Annotated in this window: 16 protein-coding genes and 1 pseudogene; 13 read left to right on the top strand and 4 right to left on the bottom strand. The window is 37.6% G+C overall.

Annotated features, from left to right (window positions below; translation table 11 throughout):
* Window positions 1–42 precede the first annotated feature (42 nt).
* The 3 genes from BN1243_RS11110 (at window position 43) to BN1243_RS11105 (ending at window position 2,075) form a co-directional block, all read left to right on the top strand.
* Window positions 43–1,407, top strand: coding sequence for a WG repeat-containing protein (locus BN1243_RS11110; protein WP_062106803.1), 1,365 nt, complete (start codon window positions 43–45; stop codon window positions 1,405–1,407).
* A gap of 138 nt (window positions 1,408–1,545) precedes the next feature.
* On the top strand, window positions 1,546–1,704 hold the full coding sequence (locus BN1243_RS22350) for a hypothetical protein (RefSeq protein ID WP_195892105.1): 159 nt from the start codon (window positions 1,546–1,548) through the stop codon (window positions 1,702–1,704).
* An 83-nt stretch (window positions 1,705–1,787) separates the two neighbouring features.
* The gene (locus tag BN1243_RS11105) at window positions 1,788–2,075 is read left to right on the top strand and encodes a hypothetical protein (RefSeq protein WP_062106802.1); all 288 of its coding nucleotides are present in this window, start codon (window positions 1,788–1,790) and stop codon (window positions 2,073–2,075) included.
* A gap of 67 nt (window positions 2,076–2,142) precedes the next feature.
* Here the strand turns inward: BN1243_RS11105 and htpG are convergent, their stop codons facing one another.
* Complete coding sequence (gene htpG, locus BN1243_RS11100; protein ID WP_062106800.1) at window positions 2,143–4,023, bottom strand: molecular chaperone HtpG; 1,881 nt, start codon at window positions 4,021–4,023, stop codon at window positions 2,143–2,145.
* Between the two features lie 328 nt (window positions 4,024–4,351).
* On the opposite strand from htpG, the gene BN1243_RS11095 reads away from it, so the two are divergent.
* The 4 genes from BN1243_RS11095 to BN1243_RS11080 all read left to right on the top strand — a co-directional run bounded on the left by BN1243_RS11095 (window position 4,352) and on the right by BN1243_RS11080 (window position 11,049).
* Window positions 4,352–5,533, top strand: a complete 1,182-nt coding sequence (locus BN1243_RS11095; protein WP_062106798.1) for an exonuclease SbcCD subunit D — start codon at window positions 4,352–4,354, stop codon at window positions 5,531–5,533.
* An 18-nt stretch (window positions 5,534–5,551) separates the two neighbouring features.
* Window positions 5,552–8,644 (top strand): SbcC/MukB-like Walker B domain-containing protein, encoded by a 3,093-nt coding sequence (locus BN1243_RS11090; protein WP_062106796.1) that lies wholly within the window; start codon window positions 5,552–5,554, stop codon window positions 8,642–8,644.
* 489 nt (window positions 8,645–9,133) lie between these two features.
* Window positions 9,134–10,777: an alpha-L-fucosidase gene (locus BN1243_RS11085; protein WP_062106794.1), complete on the top strand. Its 1,644-nt coding sequence runs from the start codon at window positions 9,134–9,136 to the stop codon at window positions 10,775–10,777.
* Window positions 10,778–10,839: 62 nt separating this feature from the next.
* Entirely contained in the window at window positions 10,840–11,049 is a 210-nt protein-coding gene (locus tag BN1243_RS11080) for a DUF5412 family protein (RefSeq protein ID WP_062106792.1), read from the top strand.
* Window positions 11,050–11,222: 173 nt separating this feature from the next.
* Here BN1243_RS11080 and BN1243_RS11075 read toward each other — a convergent pair whose 3' ends face one another.
* Both BN1243_RS11075 and BN1243_RS11070 read right to left on the bottom strand, forming a co-directional pair.
* Window positions 11,223–11,990: a hypothetical protein gene (locus tag BN1243_RS11075; protein WP_062106790.1), complete on the bottom strand. Its 768-nt coding sequence runs from the start codon at window positions 11,988–11,990 to the stop codon at window positions 11,223–11,225.
* Window positions 11,980–12,555: an RNA polymerase sigma factor gene (locus tag BN1243_RS11070; protein WP_195892104.1), complete on the bottom strand. Its 576-nt coding sequence runs from the start codon at window positions 12,553–12,555 to the stop codon at window positions 11,980–11,982. Before BN1243_RS11070 ends, BN1243_RS11075 begins: the two co-directional genes overlap by 11 nt.
* Window positions 12,556–12,824: 269 nt before the next feature.
* Between BN1243_RS11070 and BN1243_RS11065 the strand changes: the two genes are divergently transcribed.
* From BN1243_RS11065 to BN1243_RS11045, 6 genes and pseudogenes are all read left to right on the top strand, one after another.
* Window positions 12,825–13,541: a nucleotidyltransferase domain-containing protein gene (locus tag BN1243_RS11065; RefSeq protein WP_062106786.1), complete on the top strand. Its 717-nt coding sequence runs from the start codon at window positions 12,825–12,827 to the stop codon at window positions 13,539–13,541.
* A 215-nt stretch (window positions 13,542–13,756) separates the two neighbouring features.
* Window positions 13,757–13,953, top strand: a pseudogene (locus tag BN1243_RS22105) (DUF4083 domain-containing protein).
* 290 nt (window positions 13,954–14,243) lie between these two features.
* On the top strand, window positions 14,244–14,783 hold the full coding sequence (locus tag BN1243_RS11060; protein WP_062106784.1) for a sigma-70 family RNA polymerase sigma factor: 540 nt from the start codon (window positions 14,244–14,246) through the stop codon (window positions 14,781–14,783).
* 16 nt (window positions 14,784–14,799) lie between these two features.
* On the top strand, window positions 14,800–15,792 hold the full coding sequence (locus BN1243_RS11055) for a DUF4179 domain-containing protein (RefSeq protein ID WP_062106781.1): 993 nt from the start codon (window positions 14,800–14,802) through the stop codon (window positions 15,790–15,792).
* 179 nt (window positions 15,793–15,971) lie between these two features.
* Window positions 15,972–16,574, top strand: coding sequence for a hypothetical protein (locus BN1243_RS11050; RefSeq protein ID WP_062106779.1), 603 nt, complete (start codon window positions 15,972–15,974; stop codon window positions 16,572–16,574).
* Window positions 16,575–16,625: 51 nt separating this feature from the next.
* Window positions 16,626–18,017, top strand: coding sequence for a VanZ family protein (locus tag BN1243_RS11045; protein WP_062106777.1), 1,392 nt, complete (start codon window positions 16,626–16,628; stop codon window positions 18,015–18,017).
* 323 nt (window positions 18,018–18,340) lie between these two features.
* Here the strand turns inward: BN1243_RS11045 and BN1243_RS11040 are convergent, their stop codons facing one another.
* A complete protein-coding gene (locus tag BN1243_RS11040; RefSeq protein WP_230200174.1) occupies window positions 18,341–19,366 on the bottom strand; it encodes a hypothetical protein in 1,026 nt (341 codons plus the stop codon).
* Window positions 19,367–19,390: the final 24 nt, after the last annotated feature.

Genomic DNA, 19,390 nt, shown 5'->3' with positions numbered 1-19,390 from the left:
ATTGTGGAGATTTTACACTTTAAGCAGGAGGGATTTTACAGCATGAAGAAGGTCATCAGTTTTATAAGTGTGGTGGCTCTGTTCTCTTTAGTACTCTTTCTCAGTGGCTGTGGTCAAGAGGAGAAAGGGAAAACAGGTAGTCAAGGGGAGAAAAAAGAAGCGGAGACACAAACAAAAGTAGAGAAGGAACAGGAGTTAAGTTTAGCACAGCAAGGCTTTTCAATTGATTATATCGATGCGCAAACGAATGGATATTTAATTTTGGAATTGGTTGGGCCTGGAGGGGATACATACTATGGAATTATGAATGAAAAATTCCAATGGATTTTGAGACCGACTAATGAAATCATCGATATATGGGATTACCAAGATGGTTTGGTTGCTGCAGCTGTTCCAGAAACGAGACAAATGATTTTGAGCCGGGATGAGGATGCGAAGCTTTGGGGATTCATTAATGAACTAGGCGAATGGCAAATCGAGCCGAAATATAAAGAGGAATACTACGGATTTTCTGAAGGAATGGCGATTGTTGGAACGGTTGAAGAGGATCGTGATGATTTATCCAACTCTAGAAATATCGTCATTGATCAGAATGGTACAGAAGTATTTGAACTAAAACCAATGTCTAATCAGTCTGATGAGGACGATGAGGAAGTTTATGAAGATTATTCAAATTATTATTTTATGAACGGTTACTTAAAGACAGATTCAGGTTTCTATGACAGCAAAGGCCAATTTTATAATATCAATCAGTTTATTGATTTAACAGATAGATCGTACCTTACTTATGGAATTGTTGATGATAAAGTCATAATAGGTGCAGACGGACAGGTGAAAGTTTATTCACTTGATGGCAAGGAAATCAACGCCTTCCCCATGAATATGGGCGATGGAGATGACGAGGATATATACGTTTCCACGACGAAAGAACTGGCTGAGGAAAACTTATTCATTGTTCGTTCAGATGCATATGATAGTGATATTGTGTTAATGGATATGAATGGAAAAACTTATCTAACTGATAAAAATGGGATGACTGTAGAAGGGAACTATATTCTTTTATCTGAAGAAGATAGCAACATCACTTCCTATTATAATTTTAAAGGGGAAAAGGAATTTCAAGTAAATAACGAAGAGATGCTTGGTGAACTTTATCCATTTGACCGGTATTGGGTAGAAGGAAATGAATATGCTCGCCTAGTTGACATCAATGGAAAAGAATTAATTGGCGAAGACAAGAAAATCCAAACAGATGGAGTTTCTAACTATGTAGATGATGATTACGTTCCTAAGCCTATTTTTGAAATTGACGTAAGAGAATCCGCAGATAATCCAGATTTCGAGGATTTTTTGATCAATATGGATACATTGGAAATGATGAAAGTAGCAGATTTATTAGAGCGCTAGTCAAAACAAAAGAAACCCAGAGCCATTGCGTTCTGGGTTTTTGGCGTTTCAAAAATAAGGTGCTCCACTCCGATGGATATTCCATTAGTCTTTTTGCAATAATAAGCGTGTTTCATAATCAGTTTGAGGAGGAAGACAATGCAAAAGCAAAACAAGGCTAAAAAGAATGTCGATCCCATAATGAACCCTGAATTTGCCGGAACTGATTCACAAAAAGTAAAACAAGAAATTCAAAAAGACGTGAGCCGAGGACAAGGAGCAATAACTTCCCGTGAGGCTGGAGCAATGCGAGATTAAAAACTACTTTGAGTGCGCCTAAATAAATGATAAACTTGTGCCAATTAAAAAAGATTTTAGGCTTCAAAATCTGGGGGAGTTTGATGGATTTACTAGCTGTACAGTCGTACTTTAAAGTGCATAGGGAAATAATTGATTTTGAACAAGTAGAGCGTGAGATCGGGCAGACGATGTATTTGTATAACCATAAGATTGTAACAGAGCTTCATCATTTTTTGCTTGAAGACGTATGGGATCTATCTTATCGAAGTATTGGTGATGGTGGAGGAATGCTTTATTTACATACAATTCAAGGACTTTACCCTTATCTAGTGAAAACATCGCCGCAAGAATTTATAGAAGCTTTTAAGACAATAAAGAGTTTTCGATAGTGAATTCACTATATGAAAAAATAGCACGCCCCGAATTCGACAAAATTCGGGGCGTGCCAGGCACCTCTTACACCATCACTTTACAAATATCATTCGTGAATTCGACTGGATCTTGGATTGGCAATCCTTCGATTAACAATGCTTGGTTGTATAGAAGGTTGGTAAATAGTTTAAGTTTATCTTGATCAGCTTCATATGCTGTCTTTAACGATTGGTAGACTTCATGATTTGTGTTGATTTCCAAAACTTTGTCGGCTTGGATATTCTGATTATCCGGCATCGCGTTAAGGACCTTTTCCATCTCGATTGTAATTTCTCCCTCTGTGGAGAAGCAAACTGGATGAGAACGCAGGCGCTTTGATGCGCGAACATCTTTTACTTTACCAGCAAGAATTTCCTTCATCGATTCGAAGAGTTCTTTGTTTTCTTTCGTCTCTTCATTCTCCTGCTTGTCCTCTTCTTTATCTTCAATTCCTAAATCGCCACTTGCAACAGAACGGAACTCTTTTTCTTTATAAGACAGGAGCATCTTGATCGCGAATTCATCAATATCCTCAGTGAAGTAAAGAATTTCATAGCCTTTTTCGGCAACAACTTCTGTTTGCGGCAACTTCTCGATGCGGTCGATCGAATCACCGGAAGCATAGTAAATATATTTTTGTTCCTCAGGCATTCTCGAAATATATTCATCTAAAGTGACGAGTTTTTTCTCTTTGGAAGAGTAGAACATAAGCAGATCTTGCAGAGCTTCTTTATGCATGCCATAGTCACTATAAACGCCAAACTTCAATTGGCGACCGAATGATTCGTAGAATTTCACATATTTATCTCGGGTCTTTTTCAACAAACTCTGTAGTTCGCTCTTAATCTTTTTCTCGATGTTATTAGCGATTCGTTTTAACTGACGATCTTGTTGCAAAATTTCTCTAGAAATATTGAGGGACAGATCTTCAGAATCAACCATTCCTTTTACAAAGCTAAAATAATCAGGAAGCAGTTCCGCGCATTTATTCATAATTAAAACGCCACTAGAATATAGCTCGAGTCCCTTTTCGAACTCTTTGGAATAGTAGTCAAATGGAATGTTCTCCGGAATGAATAGAATCGCATTGTAACGAATCGCACCGTCAACACTTGTATGGATGTGAGCGAGCGGCTTATCAAATCCATAACGTTTTTCTGTATAAAAGTTTTCGTAATCAGCATCCGTTAGTTCGCTTTTGTTCTTTCTCCAAATGGGAACCATGCTGTTAATCGTTTGTTCTTCTGTTATCTCCTCGAATTCATCTTCTGTACCTTCTTTTAACTTACTTTCGGTTATATCCATTTTAATTGGATAACGGATGAAGTCCGAATATTTTTTAATGATGGATTTTAGGCGATATTCATCCAAATATTCATCATAGTTTTCGTCTTCCGCATTTTCTTTAATCGTTAAAGTAATTTCGGTTCCGACTGTTTCTTTTTCCGTCGTTTCGATTGTATAGCCATCTGCACCCGTAGATACCCATTTATACGCTTCTTCGCTGCCTAAAGCTTTACTGATTACTGTTACTTGATCAGCAACCATAAAAGCTGAATAAAATCCAACACCGAATTGGCCGATAATATCATATCCATCTTTCAATTCATTTTCGCCTTTGAACGCGAGTGAACCACTTTTGGCGATCGTTCCTAAATTATCTTCTAATTCTTCCTGTGACATTCCAATTCCGGTGTCAATGACTTTTAATGTGCGGCTGTCTTTGTCCGCCACAATTTTTATGTAATAGTCATCTTGATTAAACGTTAGTGAATCATCAGTTAATGCCTTGTAATAAATTTTATCAATCGCATCACTAGCATTAGAAACTAACTCTCTTAAGAAAATTTCTTTATTTGAATAAATTGAGTGGATCATCATGTCTAGCAGTCGTTTCGATTCTGCCTGAAAAGCTTTCTTTTCCATAATGATTTTCTCCTTTCAAAAATTTATATAACCATTTTAGCACTCTTTAATGCCGAGTGCTAATCATTTATTTGATATCATAAGTAAGGGTTTATGTCAAAGGAAAAGGCCAACTATGGCAATCGTAGTGTATTTACATAGGTATTTTCACGCTAGATTACATGAACTTTTAAGGCATTTAAGAGATAAATCACCTCTCGTATCTACTATTATATCCCTGCCCCAGTTTGTTGAAAATCAGATTTTCCTGTTGATTCCAATCTCTTAGAATAGAAAAATACGATATAATAAGAGCTATTAAATAGTAGACTTTGAAAGGGTGAGGTCGGTGAAATTTTTCCATACGGCGGATTGGCATTTGGGGAAACTTGTTCAAGGTGTTTATATGACAGAAGATCAACGTTACATACTTGACCAGTTCATTCAGGCGATTACAGAAGAACAGCCAGATGCGGTCATCATTGCGGGCGATTTATATGATCGAGGAGTACCGCCAACGGAAGCGGTCCATCTTCTAGATGAAGTGTTAGAGACGATCGTCTTAAAATTAAAAACTCCAGTCATAGCAGTGGCAGGGAATCATGACAGCCCAAGTCGCTTAAATTTTGGCAGTAAGATTATGAAAGAAAAGGGTTTGAATCTTGTCGGACGGCTGACGAAAGACATGGAGCCTGTTATCCTCCATGACGAGAATGGTGAGGTCCATTTTCATCTCGTACCTTACTGTGACCCAAGTGTCGTTCGGAATCTTTTCGAAGATGAAGAGGTTCGGTCTCATAATGATGCAGCGCGGAAAATCATTGAACATATTAGCGCGAATCAAGATAAACAAGCGCGTCATGTTTTAGTCGGCCATGCTTTTGTGACTCCCTTTGGAGAAAAAGAAGAGAATACGAGTGATTCAGAACGGCCACTTTCAATTGGTGGAGCTGAGTACGTTGATGCCCGTCTATTTGCTAATTTCCATTATACTGCACTAGGCCATTTGCATCAGGCTCACTACGTCTCTGCTGAAAAAATTCGTTATGCAGGATCGATTTTAAAATATTCTATTTCAGAAGAGCGTCATAAAAAAGGCTTTTCAATTGTGGAATTGGACGAAAATGGAGAAGTTGCGATAGAAAAGCGGACTTTTACCCCGAAACGAGATATGCGAACAGTGGAAGGGACAATGGAGGAAATTCTCACTCATCCAATAAATGAAGACTATGTATTTGTACGTTTATTAGATGAAACACCAGTTTTATCACCAATGGAGAAAGTGAGATCTGTTTACCCAAATGCGATGCACGTTGAGCGAAAGGCGACATCGGCCATTTCCGATGAACGTTATGAAACAAAAGCGCGGAGTAAAATGACAGATCTCGAACTCTTCCAATCTTTCTATAAGCAAGTTAAAGGTGTGGAACCATCAGAAGAAACTGAGGCCATTTTCAAAGAGGTTCTTGATGATCTTTTACAAGTAGAAAATGAAACAGTGAAACCGACGAAAGAAGTCGTCACAAATTAAGGAAAGGAGGATCAACAATTGAAACCATTAAAACTTAAAATGTCAGCATTCGGGCCGTATAAAAATACGGAAGTGATTGATTTTCAGGAGCTGGAAGACCACCAATTATTTGTTATATCTGGGAATACGGGCGCTGGGAAAACAACGATCTTTGATGGGATTTGTTTCGCTTTATACGGAAGTGCCAGTGGCCAAGATCGTGAAAATCAAGTGATGCTTCGCAGTGATTTTGCAGACGATGACACACATACAGCGGTTGAACTGGAATTCGAATTGAATGGACGTTATTACCGAATTCTCAGGCAATTGGGTCACGTGAAACAAGGAAATAAGACAAAAACCGGGGAAAAATACGAGTTTTTTGAAAGCTTGAATGAAAGAGAAATTCCGTGCGTGGATCGCCAAATCGTCTCAGAAATCAATCAAAAAGTTGAACAACTCATTGGCCTCACCCAAGATCAATTTAAACAGATTGTTATGTTGCCTCAAGGAGAATTCCGCAAATTATTAACTTCACAAACGGAGAATAAGGAAGAAATTTTACGCAGATTATTCAAAACAGACTCGTATAAGCATATTGGCGATCGATTAAGAGAACGGAAAAGACGAGTAGAGGAAATTTTTACCCAAGAACGGCAAATGCAACATACGTATATTCAAAGTATTAGCGCGACAATGCCGATGCGTGAGGATTCTTCTATCTTTCATGTCCTTTCCCAGGAACATTATAATGTGACTCAAGTGTTGACGGGTCTGACAGAAGAAGCTGTCTTTTATGAACAACAAATTATGATAGATCAAGATAAATACGAAAAAGCTTATAAAGCAAATGATGAAAAACAGCGTGAATTTCATCAAGCGCAAGCATTGAATGAACGTTTTCTCGAATTAGATCGGAAGGAAACCCAGCTTGAATCACTACATAGTCAAGTTCCACTTTTCACCGAAAAAGAAAAGCAATTAGCTGCTGCCGAACGTGCAAGTACGCTACAGCCCTATGAGAAACAAGCGAATGACTGGAAAAAGGAAGAAGTAGAGAAGACTACAACATTTGAACTTGCATTACGGAATAAAGATCATGCCTTTGAACAATTTGAAAAGGTGCAACAAGTTTACAATCAAGAGGAAGCTAAAAAGGCGGTAAGAGAAGAAACGAGTAAAAAACTGAATCGTCTCCAAGAGTTTTTGCCGATAGTAAAAGAAATTGATGAAAGAAAACAGGCGATTCAAAAACTGAGGAATGAGGCTAAGCAGACTTTTGATAAGTTGTCATCTATTCAAAAACGTTTGGACGAAAAAAAGGAAATGCTCGAAACGAATCGTGAAATAATGAAAGAGCTGGACAATGCTGTAATTGAATTGCCAGAAAAACAGCAAGCTTTATTAACGATGCGCGACAAGGTAAAAGTGCTAATTGATTTTATGAATTGGTCTCATAAACAGAGTCAGTTGGAACGAGAAGTGGCTGTGAAACAACAAGACTATGAAAAGCAAAGGGCAGAATATTTATCACTTGAAAATGCATGGCTCAATAACCAGGCGGCTATGATAGCAAGTCATTTACACGATGGAGAGGCTTGTCCAGTTTGCGGAAGTTTCACACATCCTGAGAAAGCAACTTCTGCAAAGGGAGTTGTGACGAGGGAACAACTTGAGGCTTTGAAGAAGCAGTTGGATGAGAAGGACAGTCTTTATCGCGATCATGTCGCTCTTCTGAATACGATTGTTTCACAATTGAAGGAAAAGACAGAAGAAGTTGTTCAATTTGGCATTCGTGTAGAAGAAGTTGCGACTGTTAAAGAGGAACTTGTCGTAGCAGGAAAAAGGCTGAAAGTTGAAGTTGACCAATTGACGGAATCAAGAAAAAGACTGATTCAATTAAAAGAAGCAGTTGAAAAAGTTAATGCTGAAATGCAAGGATTGGAGTCCGAAAAGGTAGATTGTGATCAATTGCTTCAAAAGCAAAAAACAGCTTTTGAAACAGCCCGTGCGGTTTATGAAGATCGCCTTCATCAAATTCCGGAAGAAGTGCGAGTGCTTGCAGACTTAGAAAATGAAATAGCTGAAACAGAAAAAAATAAGTTAAACTTGGAAATGGCATGGGAACAAGCACAAAAGGATCTTCAAAAGGCTCAGGAAAACAGGACAAAAGCTCTTGCTAATCTGGAACATGCGAACAAGCTGCTTGAAGAAACGACGGAAAAAAAGGAAGCAGCGATACTCGCATTTCAAGAGGCTGTGCAAAAAGCGGGCTTCGATTCCAGCGAAGCGTATAATCAAGCAAAAATGCCTGAAAGTGAACGGCAAAATTTTAAAAAGGCAATAGAACAATTTAAACAAAATTTGTCTACAGCGCGGGAACAGGTAAGTGAGTTGAAAGAGTTGTTAAAAGATAAGTCACGAATTGACCTGACTGTCCTGCAACAAGAACTGAATGACTCTAAGCTCGCTTATGAACGAGCGCTAAGCGAGTGGAATCAATCGAAAGAATACCATCAAGAGACGACTCGCTTGATTACGATGATCTCAGCTACGAATGAACGCGTCCGTAAAAGTGAAGAGCAATTGGCTATTCTTGCCGATTTATATGATGTGATTAGAGGTCAAAATAGCCATAAAATATCATTCGAACGCTATTTACAAATCGAATATTTAGAACGAATTATTGATGCAGCCAATGGGCGACTGAAAAACTTATCCAATGGACAGTATGAGCTCATTCGGAGTGACCGCCAAGAATCTCACGGAAGACAAAGTGGTTTAGCTTTAGATGTCGCCGATTCCTATACGGGACAAACTCGTGACGTGAAAACTTTGTCTGGAGGAGAAAAATTCAATGCCTCGCTCTGTTTAGCATTAGGTATGTCCGATGTCATTCAAAGTTTCCAAGGCAATATTTCCATCGAAACAATGTTTATTGATGAAGGCTTTGGCACGTTAGATGAAGAGTCTTTGAACAAGGCGATCGATACATTAGTCGACTTGCAACAATCTGGACGCATGATTGGTGTCATCTCTCACGTTCAAGAATTAAAAACAATTTTCCCAGCTGTGCTGGAAGTTAAGAAAACGAAAGAAGGATACAGCCAGACACGGTTTTTACTTAAGTAAAAGAGAGCAGTCCATACATACGAGTATGGGCTGTTTTTTTACATTCTATTAGCCTCCTTTAAGGGTAGTAAAAGAATAAAAGCTAAAGTCGAGAAAATATGAATGAAAGTCGGAAGATTATGAACGGAAGTCGTGAAATTCTGCTTCAATGTTGAAAAATTCTCCCTCAAAGTCGTGAAATTCCATCTCAAACTCGGAAGATCGCCTTTCAAAGTATAAAATAACGTGCAATATTAATAAATTTCCTTTAGAAGGGGTGTCCTTTCTTCCAACTCAGCTCTATATAGAGGGTGATCGCGGGCTTATTCCTTTTCCATGCTGAAATAAGCTGATCACCGACTTCTGAATAATTACTAATCTTATAAAACCAAAGCTATAATATATAACTTGATAAATTCCAAAAAAATAGAGTATTAAACTGCCATTCTCAATTAAATAATGGTAGTATGAAGAAAGGAATCTATACATAGCATGGAGGGAACAACAAACGTGGCAAATTTAACAGATTCTATTAAAGGAATTACAGGTAAAGTAGCATTAAGTCAAGATGCGAGAATTGAAAAATGGCAACGCCTTCAATACGGAATGTTTATCCATTGGGGTCTCTACTCCGAAATAGGTGGCGTTTGGAATGGTGAGCCTGTTACAAAGGGATACAATGAGCAAATCCAAATGTGGGCTGACATTTCAGAAGCTGAATATTTGGAAATTGCAAAACATTTTTCAGCTGAAAAATTTGATGCTAAGGAAATTTGTAAGCTGGCAAAAGATGCTGGTATGAAATATATCGTGATTACTTCCAAACATCATGACGGATTTTCAATGTTTAATACGGCAACGACAGACTATAACATTGTCGAAAAAACTCCTTATGGGAAAGACCCGTTAAAATTATTGGCAGAGGAATGCCAAAACTTTGGATTAGAATTTGGTCTTTATTTTTCGCTTGTGGACTGGCATCAAGGACATGAATTTGATTATAACAACTGTAATTCGATTCCGGAGTCGATGGAACCTGTTATTGAAGGCCAGCTCCGCGAATTATTAACTAATTATGGCCCAATTGCGGAAGTTTGGTTTGATATGTCCGCACCAACTGTTGAACAAAGTAAAAAGTTTAAGAACCTTGTGCATGAACTCCAACCAAATGCAGTTGTGAATAGTCGGATTTGGAATAACGAAGGTGAATTTCGTACATTAAACGATAACGAAGTTCCAAAAGTGCCAATTGAAGGCGCTTGGCAAACTCCAGCATCGATCTATCATTCAACTTGGGGTTACAGAAGCTGGCAGAAGCGTGATGACTTTCAGGGAAAAATGGAAGAACTAGTTAAAACTTTAGTAAGTGTGCGTGCTAGAGGAGGAAACTATCTTCTAAATATTGGGCCTCGTGGCGATGGATCGATCGTAGAGTTCGAAGCCGATGTTTTACGCGGAATCGGTGCATGGTTGGATCGTCATCCTGGATTTGACGATCTATCCGCAACCCAATTTGATCAACATGCTTGGGGAGAAGTACTTACAGGGAACGGAAACTTATTTTTATATGTAATGAATTGGCCAGAAGATGGCAAACTCGTTTTGAATGGACTAGCAACAAACGTAACAGATGTGAAGGAAGATGGCTCGAATACAGTGCTAGCTTATCAGGTGGAAGGCAATGATCTAATCATTACATTGCCTGAAAAGCCTGCTGACGAAGTGCTGCCTGTGATTCAAGTAGCATTAGATGGAGAGCTTAGTGTGATCCCTCAACAAACAATCGTAGAATCAGAAGGCAGTTGGAAGATCCTACCTGAAAATCTGTATACAGGAAATGGCTATGCTGACGGCGGAAGCTACTTCACGATGAAAAAGACACGTGTACGTTTAACGAGTTATCTTGCAACGAACGAAGCAGGAACAGTTTCGCTAAAAGTTGCAGGGGAAGCTGATCCGTCCCGTAACTACCGCGTGCAGCTTGACGGAACAGAACACGTTGTAACAGGTGAACAATTAACAACTGCTGTAGTAGGACCTTTCTTTGTATCCGCAAACCAAGTCGTACCATTGAACATTACTCTGGCTGAACCTAAGCATGTGGGCGAAGATTTGAACTTGGTGTTTGAATCGGCAACAGTGACGAAAGGCTAAATAAATAAGATACAAACAGCCCTTGATTCTTTCAAGGGCTGTTTGTAAATGATGGTGATGGGTTGAAAACATATAAAAAAGTCTTGCTTGTTTTTGGGCTAATTTGTTTATTTTTTGTTGGGCTAGTTGGCTATGGAATATACTGGGCATTTTATTGGAATTACCGTGAGGAGACAGCGAATATTCATTGGCTAGATCATGAGACCGTTGAAATCAATGGTCATATTCTCGTCATACCCCACGATAAATTCGACTACCGGCGTCAAAAGTGAATTTGCCTTTATCTCGTGGCGAGTTCCTCTGTGAATTAGTGGTGAGAGCGCCAAGAGAAACACTCTCGTTTCATATTGCGTTGGAAAAACATCCAATTCCATAGAATCCTAAACATTGATAAAAAGCATAAGGTAACTTTTGACGCGGACTTTTTTACCGAAACATTAAACCTTTAATCAACGAGCAGTTTTAACACATCGCTAGAGATACAATTGTACCAATGAACGTATGTCTGCCCTGCTAAAGTTATTTTGTGGTTGTCTGGATAACGCTCATCCCAAGGTTGTTCTCCCTGTGCAAATTCTCCCTCTTTCAGTGCCCATTTGCGACCATTATATCTTCTCGTAAGAATGGCACGGCCTTCGGCAGAAATAAAGGATTCAATTAATATCCCTTCCTCATTAGGGTCATCATTTCCCAGATGATCCAATTCCACTATTCGTAGACACTCGAAATTTTGCTGCCCAATTTGAACATTTGCCATAGTATAACCGAACTTTTCATTCCCAGAAATAAGACGCTGTTCCTCAGGTCCCCAATCTTCTTCAAAATTTTCATCTAAAAATGTTCTTAGCGTTCTAACATTGTTTTGTTTATTAAAAATAGCCAACCATTGGACTGTTTGTTCAGTAAGTCGGGCATACATATGCATTATTTTAGGTTTCCATTCGTTCCCTTTTTCATGCTGAGCCACTTCAAACTCTACGCCACGAATGTCATGTATGACAGCCTCATTAGTTGCCTTCATGTCTACAATGATTTCTAATAAACCCTGTGCACCATTAAACTGTGCCCATTTGCACTGATGCCCTACCTCTGGAATAGCAAACCACCAGCGTAATTCAGGGAAATCTATCGTAATAGTCTCTTTATCTAGTGGCTGTACATGTATCATTGGGCATTTCTCTGGGAATTCATTATAAATGATTTTATTGTCCATCTTCTGTACTCCTCTCATTATTTAAATCCAGCTTTCTTCTAATGTGTTGTCGGGCAGTGTGTAATCGACTTTTAATAGTCCCAATAGGTACTCCGCTTTTAACGGAAACTTCGGCTACTGTCATACCTTTGAAATAGAATGATCGAAGTAATTGCTTTTCAGCAGGGGACATTTGCTCCAATTCCTCTAACAACCTTTCAATTAATAAATCCTGTTTCTGGTGTGTAATACCGTGGCGGTTAATCTTATGTTCCAATATTTCATATTCCATTGGCTGATCAATGTGATTTTGACGCCGATAGTAATCTTTACACTTATTACGCGCTATTTGCAGAATCCAACTTTTGAACTTGTCAGGCTTATTTAGAACGCTTAGGTTACGCCATGAAGTCAGTAGCGTTTCTTGAAAAATGTCCTCGCGTGCCACAGTATCATTCACTTGATAACGGATTAAGCGAGTCACAGAACTTTCATAGCGTTGACATAAAACACTGAATGCCTGCTGATCTCCTTGTATACTACATTGAATCAACAATTCATCTGTAAACTCTTCCAGCCGACTCACCCCCTTCACTTAACAAGACGTTTGTAACTTAGAGCTGGTTCATTCATTTTTTAAAATTACTAGTTTTTTTAAGATCGCTCAGATAAGGGGCTAATCTGTGATTATGGTTTTTAACATTTTAAAAACTCTTATATTTCATCGGAGGTAGTATGTTAAAATTGACTTATACAATCATTTTTATCGAATCTTTTCTTTAGTAGAAGCCTGACGACACAACTGTTTAGCTAGTTTTCTATAATCATTTTAAGTGAAAAATTAGGGGCGAAACAATGGACAACCGCTATAAACCAATAACAGGTTATGTAGTTCAACAATTTTCTAAGCACCTTGGTTCTAGACTTAATTCAATTTATATAAAGGGTTCAGTAGCCCGAGGAGATGCCGTTTGGGGTATATCTGACTTAGATTTAGTTCTTGCTTTCGAAAGTCATACTAAAGAAGATAATTTAGTAAAGAAACATGTTGAGGAAACTGTAAGAAATATTAAGGGTGGAGAGGCTTTAGTCATCCAACGTATTGCGAACCAAAGATTAATGGAAATGGACGAGAATACTAAAATATATTGGTTGTATTCCAGCTACTATGACTCAGAAGTACTTTACGGTAAACACCCATCTACATTCCTCCCAAAACTTCCAGAAAAAGAGAAGTGTGCAATGGCTATTTTATCAATATTGAAGGATGATGGGAAAGATATAAATTCCCTTAAAAATCTGGATACAAATGGTAGTAGATTAGTAGCGAAGTATATATTGCAATCGATTGCAATGTCTTTTGTATATGAAGGACATGCTGATTATATACCATTAACCAAAGTTCAGAAGTATCCATTGCCTACATCCCTTCAGGATTATATTCCTTATGTAGTGGATGTTTTTCTAAATCCTCGGGAGATCGCTGATGCTCAAAAGCTAGTGGAAGCTTGGAATGCTACATGGAAAGTTATTACTGAGCAGATTGGCAATATTTCGCTGCACAATGGGTAACTAGCCCCCTAATCTATTGAAGCGTAACAGACTATATTCATTTGGAACATTTATGTGCAACTAAATTTTAGTGCCAGTCCCACAGTATACTATAGTGTGGGACTGGCATTGCTTTACTTAAAAAGGCTAAATCAAGAGGGTCTCTACGTAGGAGCATTCTCCATCAATATAGAAACCATTACATAGAACTTGATAACGAAAAGGAGGTATTCCTAATGGAAGCTGACGGAGCTGTATTATCTTTTATATTTATTGCTGTAATCATTGCTTTAATTCCCTTGTTCTTCGTTTCGTTGGCGTTATTTATTAGAAGATCAAGCCAAAATTCAGCAACAAAACCAATCAATCCATTGAAATGAATCAAAAGCTTGATCGAATTATTGAGATGTTGAAGAAAGAAAAGAACAAATGAAAAATGAGGATGTTCAAAGTTAATTACTTTGGACTTCCCCATACCTTTTGACCTCACTAAATTCTTCTCACTATCGCCACAATGTCCAATCCACTAAAAAAGCGCAATGGATTATTAGAAAGGGAAAAATGTGGCAACGCCTTTCCCCACTTACTTTAAAATCTTCTTAAATAGTACGCTGTGATCCAGCACTTTTATTATGTGTCTTTCCAAATTCTTTTATAAAATTGATAGAAATCGTTTTTTGTGTACGTAGTAATAGATGTAAGGGCCCTTATAGGAGGAGAGCGATGAAAGATGAAAGGATTGTTTCACAATTAAAAAAGCAAAATGAAAAGGGTTTGTATGCTGTCATTGACGAATATGGCGGCTTGATTAAAGCGATTATTCGTAAATACTTATATCAATTAGAGCATGTTCAGGATGAATGCATGGACGATATTCTTATGTCGATATGGCTAAATATCGATGGGTATGATGCGCGTAAGAATCCGCTGAAAAATTGGATTGCAGGGATCGCGAAATATAAGGCAATCGATTATTTGAGGAAGTATCAAAAATACCTCGACCAGTTGGAAATTAAAGAAGAGATGGTAGGCAGTACTAATGCTGATATTGATGTGGATGGATGGAGCAGCCGCACGGAAAAGTTGTTAAGCCATTTGAAAAAAGAAGATCAATTATTATTTCTGGACCACTATGCTAAACAAAAAAGTATTGAAGAACTTGCCATGGAGCGTGAAGTAGAAAAATCGGTTATTTATAATCGTTTATCTCGTGGGCGGAAGAAATTGCGGACGATTTACAAAGAAAAGTTTAGTGAATTTTAAGGACTGAGGTGATCATATGAACCAGGGATTTGATCAATTTAATGATGAAACTATTGATCTTGCTGAATTTGAAGGTGAAACATTAACCGATTTGGAAAAAGGAAGGATTAAAAAAAGAATCCAAAAGAAGATTCGTACTCGAAAAATGCGAAGGAAAGTAGCCATACCGGCTGTTGCGGCTGTTGTTTTTATTTCCGCTCTAGCTATGAATTCCAATTTTGCATTGGCAGATCTTCCAATTATAGGGGCTAAATTAGAAAAGTTTGTTTTAGCGCAACAAGAGGGTCTAACAGATTATAAAACGATTCTTGGGAAAACTGTGGAAGATCAGGGAATGAAAGTGACATTAAATGAAGTAATCCTTGACGAAGGTCAACTGCTTATTGGCAGCACCTTTCATACAAATCTAGAAGGTTCGGACTTGGCCTATAACTGGTACACAAATATTGAAGTATATTTAGATGGTAAAGAAATCGCATTAGGTGGTGGAGGGGGTCCGGAGGAAATCACCAATTCACACGTTCAATATTTTTGGACTCAAGAAATAGGTCCTTTATTGACGAAGAAAGACCAGCGAGTAAAAATTGTTTTCAAAGATTTGAAACGTAGTGATGATCAAAAGGAACTGGAAGGAACTTGGAGCTTTGAATTTATGGCCTCTGCTGAAAATTTGATGGCCCATACTAAAACGATTCCCATTCACCATCAATTTGTGACAGCGGATGGACAAAAGGTAGAAGTGGATGAATTGATACTGACACCTGTTTCTACAAAACTATCCTATATAGTAAATGATCCAACAGAAGATGAAATCTATTTTAAAATTGAAGATGATAAAGGGAAAGAACTACAGGCGTTTTTCGGCAGCATAGGCACGAAGGAAAATTATAATCGCTTTATTGCCATAGCGGACGATGTGCAAAAGATCAAACTAACCCCATTTATTAATATGGAAAAAGGCGAAATGGTAATGGAAGATAAGTCGTTTGAAGTTGATTTGAAGAAGTAATTTTACAGGGATTTATCTATCGCAGTAATGATAGGTAAATCTCTTTTCTATTTTGTTGTAATGTTGTGGAAAAATAGATAATTAGAAAGAGGGGTATGGTAAACTAGTGAAGGGTACGATTCCCATTACTATACAAATAAACTAGGGCTGTGTTTGCCTTGATATAGGAGGTATTCTATATGAGACGATACGAATTTGAACCACCTACAGATCACTATGATCAACGGATAAAAGACCTCGATCAACAAATATGCGAATTAATAAAAAAACGGAAGGACCTATCAGATAATAATCCTGGTTTTCCAACGAAACAACTCATTTCTGCATGGTCAAAACAGTTCAACTTTTATGAAGGGTTTTTAAATAGTGTATTTATGGACTTTCTAAATGAAGACATTTATAAACCTGTTGTAGATCCAAAGGGGTTTCTTAAAAATATACCGATCTTAAAATCGTTCGAAAAAGACAAAGTGTTTTATTCAGTCACATTCATGCGGCAATATAAAAATGCGAGTGTGATTCAGTTTACGATTGACCGGGAAAATTCGGAAGAAGAAATCCATACAGGTTTTGAAGATCATACTTATTTTAAACTTTCTATAGAGGGTGAAGAGGTTGAGTATGATTGTCGGAACGATTTTGGGAGTGGATCAGGTGGCCATATGTCTTATTCTTTTATTGTATCGCCGACCTTGCCAGAAGACATATCTCAAACCAAACTTATTTTTACGGAATATAAAGTTCCGTTCGATAAACCTACTGGCTTTGAATTTGTTATATAAAGGGCATCCCTTGTAAAGGTTGATAGATTATTGGGAAAATAGGGTGAGGAAATGAGATTGCAAGAAATTATCGGAATGCTTAAGGAATATTTTTTCTTAGCATTCGCAGCCATCGTTGTGTTAGGGGTTGTCTTTTTTATTGGATATACAATCATTAATCGCAAATTCCTTGGAGGGAAGGGAAGGCTTCCGAAAAAACAACTGTTAGTTGGAGGAATGTTGATTGGCTATATCATTATGGTGATGGGTGTCACCTTTTTGAGTAGAGGCTCCCATTATCAAAGCAGGATGGAATTATCGCTTTTTAGTTCATATCGTGAAGCTTGGTTTGAATTTACTGTAAGGCAATGGCAGTTCTTGTATCTTAACATTCTTATGTTTATACCATTCGGCATCCTTTTACCGTTATATCGATCGCGTTTTAAAAAGGCGGTTTGGACAATTGGCGCAGCAGCGTTATTTACGCTTGCGATTGAATGCATCCAGCTAATCACCGGATTTGGCATATTTGATATCGATGACTTATTTAATAATTTACTTGGCGGGATCATCGGGTATGGGATCGTCATGGGTATTATTAACATCAAAGAGAAAAGAATAATGAAGGCATTATCTTACTTTGCACCCTTACTATTAGTATTGATCCTATCTGGAAGTGTATTTACATATTATCATTTCAAGGAATTTGGGAATCTTGCTATCATGCCAGTACATAAAATAAATATGAAACAAGTTGAGACCATGATCGATATCCAACTGGATGATCAAAGAAAAACAGTCCCGGTTTATAAAGCGCCAAGTTACACAAAGAAGGCGGCAGATGAATTTGCTGAGAAATTTTTCCGGAAAATGAATATGGATACAACGAACATGGAAGTTATTTCCTATCCAGATGATGTAATTTATAGAGTTAGCGATGAAAAATTTGTTAGTATCTCGTTCAACTATTTAGACGGAAGTTATTCATATACAGATTTTTCAAGCCATGACGAGGATAATGAACCGACCGATGTTGAGGAAGAAATTTTAAAAGAAAAGTTAAGAGATTTCGATATACAGATCTCGCAAGATGCAGAATTTGAAAAAGTTAATACAGGTTCCTATGTCTGGACGGTTGATAAAAAGGTCCTTGGTGATCAGTTGATCGATGGTTCATTGGGGGCAACCTACTATAAGGACGGCACAGTGAAGCAAATTGACAATCGCTTAATTACCTATGACAAGGTAAAGGATATTGAAATTAAAAGTGAACAAGAAGCGTACGAGGACATTTTAAAAGGTAAGTTTCAATATTACCCTGAAAGTGGAAAAATCGAAACGATGAAAATCCATGATGTAGAGCTAAGCTATTACTTGGACTCTAAAGGCTATTATCAGCCTGTTTTTGCTTTTGATTGTACTATAAATGGGAATGAATTCAAGATCTTGATGCCGGGGATATAGACGAAGGGTTGAAGTGTGGGGTCTCACAGCAAGTTAATGCAGGATAAAAAAAGGCCTGAAGGATCATGTCCTAAGTAGTTCAGTTTTGGAGTGCAAAGTGTAAAAACTCACTCCAAAACGGACTACTTTTTTATCGCCCTTTCGTAAGATAAACCGTAGACACTTCCATAAAAAGATTCGATATTAAAGAACCCCCATGTTTTATATCTGTTATGGTAATAAAAAAATGACTCAGTTCACTGAGCTACATCTTACATCCATTCCCGATAGCTCATTCAAATTCAACTAATTCACCTTTACTTTAAGTACAATTGTTTCAAGCATCATTTACTAAAGTCAATTTCAATGGCATCCTCGAACCCATTCTCGGCAAATATTCGTATAGATGCCTGAGTGTTATTTACCCAAATCACATTAAGTTGGTCTGCCTTGTAACTTCTATCCAGATGGGTATATTCTTTATATTTATTTAAATTACTTCCGTTATCTCCGTAATAAATTCTTAAAAGCCTTTTAGGATTTTGTCCCTGAGACCTAATTATTTCTCTTAATTCAATCATCTTTTTATGGTCGGGGGATTCACTTGTCATTAATGTATTGGAATCGAGTTCTATTTGCACATTTTTGAAAGGTTCACGATTTTCTTTATTAAATTCGATTATTTCTGGAAATTGTTCCTCTCCATATAAAGCAATGATTGCAGTATCATCACTTTCCCATTTTACAGTAGCATTTGAATCATTAAGTGTTTTCCCATCGTTACTAATGATTCTGTGAATATGTTGATTCCGATATTTAATCTCGATAGAGGATGGACCGAAAAAGAATGGTTCGCCCTTTTCCGCAATTTCAATTGTATTCTTACCGTTCGGAGAATGACTAACTATCAACGTACGTTCCTTAATCTCTGTCTGATAATGAAAATAACTGGCAAATAAAAAAATGGGTCCCAAAAATAGAATAACCGCCCATATTAAACCGCCCCATTTAGCCCGCTTTTTTTTGTGTGTAATATCTTGCTCTATGTCCATATTTTCTTTTTCTTCCTTAATGCCTCCAACTGTTAACTTCTTATTTTGCTTTCTTCTTTTAAGGAATGTTACCCACCAATAAATCAGATATAAATAACCCATAAGTGAAAGAATAGCCCATATAGAACCTTGCCGTAATTGCGACAAGAAGAATTCTGCTTCACTTGGACCCCTTCCATTTCTGTGCACATTGTTAAATATTTCAATTAAGGCTATAACAACTATCACTATGATCGTTTTTTTAATATTTTTCTTACGAAAAAGACCAAATATCGCTGCTGGAACCGTTACTATGGGTAAATATTGTATGAATATCATTACAATCATTAATAAAAAAAGGTA

The sequence above is a fragment of the Bacillus niameyensis genome, assembly GCF_001375535.1.
Classification (GTDB): Bacteria; Bacillota; Bacilli; order Bacillales; family Bacillaceae_C; genus Lederbergia; species Lederbergia niameyensis.
This window is presented reverse-complemented; position numbering and strand designations above follow the sequence as displayed.